General features: G+C 69.2%; 8 protein-coding genes and 1 pseudogene. 4 read left to right on the top strand and 5 right to left on the bottom strand.

The window, feature by feature from the left end; translation table 11 throughout:
* Positions 1-192: 192 nt before the first annotated feature.
* From IE272_RS24825 to IE272_RS24840, 4 genes are all read right to left on the bottom strand, one after another.
* Positions 193-1,557, bottom strand: coding sequence for an MATE family efflux transporter (locus tag IE272_RS24825; protein WP_190008049.1), 1,365 nt, complete (start codon positions 1,555-1,557; stop codon positions 193-195).
* 291 nt (positions 1,558-1,848) lie between these two features.
* The gene (locus tag IE272_RS24830) at positions 1,849-2,196 is read right to left on the bottom strand and encodes an adenylate kinase family protein (protein WP_190008051.1); all 348 of its coding nucleotides are present in this window, start codon (positions 2,194-2,196) and stop codon (positions 1,849-1,851) included.
* 904 nt (positions 2,197-3,100) lie between these two features.
* Positions 3,101-3,388, bottom strand: a complete 288-nt coding sequence (locus IE272_RS24835; RefSeq protein ID WP_190008053.1) for a hypothetical protein — start codon at positions 3,386-3,388, stop codon at positions 3,101-3,103.
* A 429-nt stretch (positions 3,389-3,817) separates the two neighbouring features.
* Positions 3,818-4,147 carry a nuclear transport factor 2 family protein gene (locus IE272_RS24840; RefSeq protein WP_190008083.1) on the bottom strand — a complete coding sequence of 110 codons (330 nt, stop codon included), beginning with the start codon at positions 4,145-4,147 and terminating at the stop codon, positions 3,818-3,820.
* A 53-nt stretch (positions 4,148-4,200) separates the two neighbouring features.
* On the opposite strand from IE272_RS24840, the pseudogene IE272_RS39450 reads away from it, so the two are divergent.
* Together IE272_RS39450 and IE272_RS39365 are read left to right on the top strand one after the other, a co-directional pair.
* Positions 4,201-4,332, top strand: a pseudogene (locus IE272_RS39450) (polysaccharide deacetylase family protein); the annotation flags it as partial.
* A gap of 117 nt (positions 4,333-4,449) precedes the next feature.
* Positions 4,450-4,671 (top strand): HAD family hydrolase, encoded by a 222-nt coding sequence (locus IE272_RS39365; RefSeq protein ID WP_373304191.1) that lies wholly within the window; start codon positions 4,450-4,452, stop codon positions 4,669-4,671.
* Between the two features lie 251 nt (positions 4,672-4,922).
* Here the strand turns inward: IE272_RS39365 and IE272_RS24850 are convergent, their stop codons facing one another.
* Positions 4,923-5,858, bottom strand: coding sequence for a helix-turn-helix domain-containing protein (locus IE272_RS24850; RefSeq protein WP_190008055.1), 936 nt, complete (start codon positions 5,856-5,858; stop codon positions 4,923-4,925).
* A 128-nt stretch (positions 5,859-5,986) separates the two neighbouring features.
* Between IE272_RS24850 and IE272_RS24855 the strand changes: the two genes are divergently transcribed.
* Together IE272_RS24855 and IE272_RS24860 are read left to right on the top strand one after the other, a co-directional pair.
* Positions 5,987-7,030 carry a saccharopine dehydrogenase family protein gene (locus IE272_RS24855; protein ID WP_190008057.1) on the top strand — a complete coding sequence of 348 codons (1,044 nt, stop codon included), beginning with the start codon at positions 5,987-5,989 and terminating at the stop codon, positions 7,028-7,030.
* A gap of 43 nt (positions 7,031-7,073) precedes the next feature.
* Positions 7,074-7,453: DNA glycosylase AlkZ-like family protein (locus IE272_RS24860; protein ID WP_190008059.1), on the top strand; the 380-nt coding region annotated here is incomplete at its 3' end.

Raw genomic sequence — 7,453 nt, forward strand, 5'->3', positions numbered from 1 at the left:
GAGGGCGACCATCGCTTGGACCGCGGTCAGGGAGTTGGTGCCGTGGATCAGCAGGAAGGCGTCGTCGCCGAAGTCGGCGTGTCCGAGCGCCTGCTCCCAGCACTTCCGAATCGCGGCCTGCATCTCACCCCGGGTTTGGGCATGACGTTCTGTTCCTGTGTCATGAGTAGGCGGTTCTCCTTGCGGTTCAGGTCAGACGGAACGGGACAGGGGGTCGGCGAGGCTGCCGCTGCGCTGAAAGAAGAAGCCCGCTTGTGCGACGACGAGCAGGGTGTTGGCGGTGAGCAGGGCGAGCCACAGGGCGGTCAGCCCGCCCAGGGCCGAGAGGGGAGCGGCGGCCAGCGCCAGCAGGCCGTAGCAGGCGGCGAAGGCGAAGAGACTGGGCACGGTGTTCCTGATCGCGACGAGCCCGAAGCCGCAGACCGCCTGCAGTGCGTCGGTGACCGCCACCAGGAGCAGAAGGGGGAGCAGGATCAGCAACTGGTGCCGAACGTCGGGATCATGGGTGAAGAAGGACAGCACCGGAACACGCAGCATGGCCAAGGCGACTCCGAGGAGGACCACGGCAACGAGTGCGGTCATGACTCCCGCGCGCACCGCGGCGCGAAGCCCTCGGACGTCCTTGGCCTTCAGGTAGGGCGCCATCAGAGGGATGATGGCTTGGCCGATGGCGACGGCAGCGGTGAACATGAGGCTGGCCAGGGACACGGCGATGCTGTGTGCGGCGGCACTCACGGTGCCGACCCGGGCGGCGGCGATGGCCAGCACACCGAGAACGGCGAACTTGATCAGCACGGTGGCCGCGAGCGGTACGCCCACACCGGCCAGTCTGATCAACGCCCTGGCGTGCGGTCGGCCGGGGCTGAGCGACCGGCCTGCCAGAACCGCGGGCCTGCGCAGCCCCCAGTGCGCCACCAACGCGCTGATCAGGCTCGACACCAGCATGGCGATCCCCGCGCCGAGCAGTCCGAATCCGTCGAACGAGCCGATGCCGTTCACGAGCGTCAGGGAGAGCACCACGGCCGCGGCGGTGCCGGTCGTCCCCGCCCGCATCACGAGCTTGGAGTGGCCGAGCCCCACCAGGGTGGAGGTGGCCGCGTTGCCGACGGCTGCCACGAGGACGCTGGCCGCCATCAGTACCGGGAGCGGGCCCAGTTCTGACAGCGTCTGCTGCGGAACGCCGGAGGCGAGGCCGATCAGAGGCACCGCGCCGACGGCCAGGGCGCCCAGCAGTCCGGTGACGATACCCAGCCATATGCTGTCGCGCACCACCGGCACCAGAGCGTCGGGATCGTCGTCGTGCGCCGCCACGAAGGGCATCACCCCGCGCATGGTTCCGGCGACGGTAGCGGTGGCCGGTACGTACACCGCCATCGTGAGCGCGAACGCGGCCAGTGTCGCGGTGGAGTGCCGTCCGAGCACGACGGTGTCCACCAGACCGCCCACGGTCGACGCCAGCATGGTCAGGTAGAGGGGCAGAGCGGTCGAGATGGTACGTCCGACCATCCCGCGGCCCGGGGCGTCGGAGGGCGGGGTGGCTTCCCGGGTCAGCCCCATGAGGCCTCCTGACGTACGGTCGGCCGTGATCCGGGGAGGCGCGGTGACGCCCTCACATCGTTCACCCGTTGCGCGGCGAATTCGGCGGGACGGTCGTACGGATAGAGAGGACCGTTCGGCCAGGAACATATGCTGACGCCCGCCAATGAACAACCGTCCCACGGGGACATCAGCTCCTGCCCACCATCAGGTCGCCCTCTCCGCAATAGACGCAGAGTGGCACGTCCAGTACGTCCTTGGAATCGTCCGGATAACTCTTCAGGATGGTCAGGTCCATGCGGAGGAGACTGCTCAGATAGTCCAGGAGCTCCAGTTCGTCGAGGACCTCCGGCGGGGTTCCCCGAGTTCGCGCAGGAAACCGACGAGATGCTCCTGCGTGCGCAGATTCAGAAGCAGGAATCCGCGCTCGATGTCCGGGCGGGCGAGACGCTCTTTGATCACCGCGGTAGTGACCTCGTCCGGTAACAGTAGACCGGCGCGTATGTGCGTGTGGGTGTTTTGGCCGAGTTGGGTGTCCTGGTCGATATGCTCACGAAACAGGTCACCAGTGGAAATGTGGGGGATCGACAGATGCGCGGCAAGGCGCACTGCCAGCGTTCCCTTGCCAGTCCCGGGAGGCCCGATCAGGAGGGCGCGCATCGATGGGGGACCCCTTCGTCATGCATGGCCCGGGATCGGTCCCGGGCCATGCAGCCGTGACCGAACGCTAGCGCCGCTCCGCACCGAGGCGCGATACGGCGTATCTAAAACACGGCCTAGCTCTTGGACGAAGCAGGGCATGGCCGCCCACGGCTGGTTCCTGGAGAAGAAGCCGTCCAGCTCCGACTGACCTAGGTCCTCTTCGGTGACATGGCGGTGCGTTCCTACAAGCACAAGGGCCGCTGGGACAAGCCGAACGGGACATCCGCCGCGCCGGGCAGACGCTGGCGGAGCTGCGCCTGGACCTGGAGGACTTGGTCGTAGTGCAACTGCCTGCGTATCACGCCTGCGGGGAGAGTGATCCGGAGGAGTTGTCTCGTACAGAATGGCGACGGTGCCTGATGTCGTGGATGCGCGGCCGGGCCCGTGAGAAGGCGCTGTGCGAGGGGCGCCCGTATGAGGAGTGGAGCGACAGCGACCTGCGGATCGGGGACAACGGGCCCCCGGAGGGCTGGACTGGGAGGAGTTCGTTGCGGCGAGCAACCGCGACCGGCACACGCGGACCATGGGCGGCACCCGCCTGCTGGAACTGAACTGCTGACTTGGTCTGGGAAGGAGTGGCAGCTGCCCGGGCCTGCATCGAGCTCCTGGACCGCTGGGCGCACGGCGAGTAAGAGCTGGTCAACTGGCCAGGGTCTGCTCCTCGTGCGGCCTCAAGGGCATCTGGTGGGGCGGCTGGCGGTCCTCCATCAGCACGGGTACGTGACCCCGCGCCCGCCGTGCTCCGGAGCCGCGTTCCAGTCCTATACCGGCCACCTGCGCGGAGTACCGTACGGAACGGTCCGCTGGCGCACCCGGCTCGACGACTACCTGTGCCGCTCTGCAAGGAACGCCAGGCGACGTTCTAGGGCAACTGCCCTGAGCGCAGCAGCCCGTACAGGTCGGCGGCCACCCGCAGCGCCTCGCGCCGCTCACCGCCGTAGGTATCGGTCCGCAGCGCGCGTACGGTCCCCTCGGCGTCGTGGATCAGGCCGGGCAGGAGGGCCTCGGCGCCGGTGAACCGTGTGGGCGAGTTCTGCCAGACCTTCCACGCCTGCTCCACCCGGTCCCGCAACTCGTTCGCGGGCGAAGGGCGGAGGGACGCGTCCTTCCGTTGCAGCAGCGCCTGCACCACGGCCGCGCCGCCGGTCACGGCCGGCTCGGTCTTGCCGGTGGTGCGTCATCGTCGCCCAGCAGCGTCCCGACCGCGACGCCGAGTTCGGCGGCGAGCTTGGCCAGCACGTCCCCCGAAGGCTTCTTCCGGCCCCGTTCGGCAGGTCCGTCAAAACGCCTGCATCGTCGGGCCGTTCACCCAGCGTAGAGCGGTCCGGGCCTTGCGCTGCCCGCCTCACCCCAAGGTGTGACACCGTGGCCCTGGCCATGTGCTGTCCGGGGTCTGGGAGGTGGCTCTATCGAGCAGTAGCGACGTCACCTCTCGATGAGTTTGGGAGGCGCCCAGATCCGCGGTCGGGCGATGTTGATGTATTTGGGAGGCATGAGGGCTACTGCCACGACTCCTGCTGACTCATCAGCACGCGAGTACGTGCCGAGGGTCCCGCCGCGGTTGGCGGACCACACCCGCTCAGCACGCCAAAGTGCCCTGGTGGAAGTACAGGCGCCAGCCCGTTCCGGTCATACGCCACAGGGAGCTCCGCCATACTCGGCGCCCGTTGTTGTCTGCGAAGTACGTCAGGTGAACAAGGCCCGGAGCGAGTACGTCCCCGGACATCTCGCTGACCTTGACCGGAGACTCCGGGGCCACGGAACCGGCACTCGTCACCGCGAGAATCGATGCTGCGTCCCAGCGTCTGCCGGACGCTCCGATCTCGGTGAAGTCGGGGTCAAGAAGCTGCAACACCAAGGAGGGCGAGGCGCGCACGGCGGGGTCGAGAAGCCGCAACTCCGCCTCGATAGCCGCCTGAACTGCTCGCTCATTCTCGTCTGCCGTGAACGAACCCTACGGACGCTGATGGCGGCCGCGATGACATCCTCGACCTGGCCGTGGTGCTGGCAGCGGAGTACGGCCTCGCGGTCCGGGTCTGGCTCGGACCCGGGTGCCAAGTGATGCGGGAACGTGGCCTGCCGGTCACCGGCAATATCCGGCCTGTCGCCGAGGTCAAGCTCCAAGTCTTCGGGCTCGACACCCACATCCGGTTCCCGAACCGCGGTTACGGTGAGGACCACGACGACCGCGCCGAGCTGGTCCGTACCGCCATCGCACGCACCCGTTCGGCCACGGGCGCCGACGTCGTCCCGGCCGACGTCCTGCTTGTCGGAGACACACCCGCAGATGTAGCTGCCGGACGTGCGGCCGGCGATCCCGTACTGGCTGTCGCGACTGGTCGTACCTCGGCCGCGGAACTGGCTGATGCCGGGGCCACCGCGACGATCCGCGATCTGCAGGACGCCGCCCCGTTCCACGGCCTGCTTCGCTGACTGCGTCATCGAGCCCGTCCGGCTGGGCTGGAGCTGCGTGATCGGCTACAACGACCAGCCGTTCGGCTACGCCTACGGAGCGCTGCTGCCCCTGGGGTCGCGATGGTGGGGCGGACTGCTCACCCAGGTTCCCGCCGACGTCACCGCTGGCGATGTTCACGACTTTGGGCGGCGTTTGTTCACTACTTCGGACGGCACCGTGCCTTGGCACTGTTCGATTGGCCGCCGGGGTCTTGGAACTACTCGTTGAGTCAGGGACGGAAGGTGCGGCGATAGGTGTCGGGCGGTACGCCGACGCTGCGGTGGAAGTGGCGGCGCAAGGTGGTGGCGGTGCCCATGCCGGTGGCCGAGGCGATGGTGTCCACGGTGGCGTCGGTGGTCTCCAGCAGTTCCTGGGCGTGGCGAATGCGCTGGGCGTGGAGCCATTGCAGTGGCGTGTTGCCGGTGAGGTGCTTGAAGTGGCGGCCGAGGTGGCGTGAGCTCATGCGGGCCCGGCGGGCCAGGTCCTCCACGGTCAGCGGCTGGTCCAGCCGCTCCAGCGCCCAGGGGAAGAGCTCGCCCAGGGGGTGGTTGCCCGGTGCGGGTAGCAGGGTGGCGATGAACTGGGCCTGGCCGCCGTCGCGGTGAGGTGGGATGACCAGGCGTCGGGCGATCTTGTTGGCGGTGGCCGAGCCGTGGTCGAGGCGGACCAGGTGCAGGCACAGGTCCATGGCGGCGGCCTTGCCCGCCGAGGTGAGTACGTCGCCGTCGTCGACGTAGAGGACGTCCGGATCGACGGTGGCCGCCGGGTGGCGTCGGGCCAGTTCCCGCGTGTGGGCCCAGTGTGTGGTGGAGCGCCTGCCGTCGAGCAGTCCTGCCGCGCCCAGCACGAAGGCGCCCGTGCACAGCGAGGCCACGCGGGCACCGGCCGCGTGGGCCGCACGCACCGCCTCGACCAGTTCGGCGGGCGGGTCGCGCTCGGTGTCGGCCCAGCCAGGGACGATCACTGTGTCCGCGTGCGCGAGGTAGTCGAGCCCGTGATCGGGTTCCAGGCGGAAGCGGCCGACGCGCACCGGACCGCTCCCGCAGAGGGAGAAGTCGTACCAGGGCTCCACGATGTGAGTCAGGTCGGCTCCGAAGACCTCGACGGCCACGGACAGTTCGTAGTGGAGCATGCCGTCGGTGACGGCCAGTGCAACAGCGGGCATGTCCGAAACTGTACGTGGCATGTCGTTTCCGACGCTCACGCGGGGTGCTGCCGGAGGGACAGGATGTGGATGTCAGGCCGCAGCGGATCGACCTCGCAGCGGGCGTTCGAGTACACGGGAGCGGTCTCATGGGTTCAGGTCAGCTGGTGACGGTGTTCGGCGCCTACGGTCACACCGGGCGGTTCGTGGTCGCGGAACTGGCCGCACGGGGGTTCGTTCCGGTGCTGTCCGGGCGCAACGCGCAGACCCTGGAGGAGCTGGCCCACGAGCACGGGCTGGAGTCCCGGGTGGCGTCGGTCGACGACCCCGCCTCGCTGGACCGGGCCCTGGCGGGAACGGTGGCGGTCATCAACTGCGCCGGCCCCTTCGCCTCGACCACCGGCCCCGTGATCGAGGCCGCGCTCCGCGCGAAGATCCCCTACCTGGACGTGGCCGCCGAGCTCGAGGCCAACCTCGACACCTTCGCCCACTACCGTGAGCGGGCCCGGGAAGCGGGAGCGGTGATCGTCCCGGCCATGGCCTTCTTCGGCGGCCTCGGCGACCTACTGACCACCGCGGCGATGGGCGACTGGATCGAGGCCGACGAGGCACACATCGCCTATGCGCTCAGCAACTGGCACCCCACCGTCGGCACCCGGCTCTCGGGCGTAGTCTCCCGCGAGCGGCGCGGCAGCCACCGCCTGCGCTACAGCGGCGGACAGTTGGAACACCGCACCGACGCCGCACCCACCCTGGAGTGGACCTTCCCGCAACCGATGGGACCCCGGCCGGTGATCGGAGAGTTCACGATGGCCGACGTCGTCACCGTCCCCCACCACCTCTCCATCCCCGACGTGACCACCTACATGACCGTCGAGGCTGCCCGAGACGTCGCAGCCCCCCACACGCCGGCCCCGACCGCCACCGACGAGAGCGGGCGCTCGAACCAGACCTTCCTTGTCGACGCCGTCGTCCGCTCCGGCGGAGCCGAACGCCGGGCCACGGCCGGCGGCCAGGACATCTACGCCGTCACCGCCCCCCTCGTCGTGGAGGCTCTCGAGCGCGTACTGACCGGCCGCACCAAGACCGTCGGCGTCGTCTCCGCCGGCGAGATCTTCGACGCCCCCGACTTCCTGCACGCGCTCGACCCGCACATCACACTCGACCTGCACCCGCAGGAGCGGAACGCCTGACCCGAGCCATCCGCCCGGCCGTCGGGGGCACGCCCTCAGCCTCGTGCCGATCGCCGACTGGCCACTGTGGGCGTTCCGGCGCCGAGCCACCCGCCGCCGCCCGCAGTACCCCGACCGGCACGTCCGCGCGGCGCTACTGGACCGGATCGCCCGCGACGGCCCGCTCCCGATGCGAAATCTCCGCCAGAACGCCGAGCCGGGCACCGGCTGGGACTGGAGCCCGACGAAAATGGCCGTGGAGTTCCTTCTCTGGTCCGGGGAACTCGCCTCCACCCGCCGCGCCGGCGGGCAACGCCTGTTCGACCTCGCCGAGCGCTGCATTCCCGGGAGGCACTTCACCGACCAGGAACCCGACGACATGTGCCTGACCCGGCTCCTGGGCCACGCGGGGAAAGCGCTCGGCGTCGCCACCGCGGATGATCT

The organism is Streptomyces anulatus (assembly GCF_014650675.1).
GTDB classification, from domain to species: Bacteria; Actinomycetota; Actinomycetes; order Streptomycetales; family Streptomycetaceae; genus Streptomyces; species Streptomyces anulatus.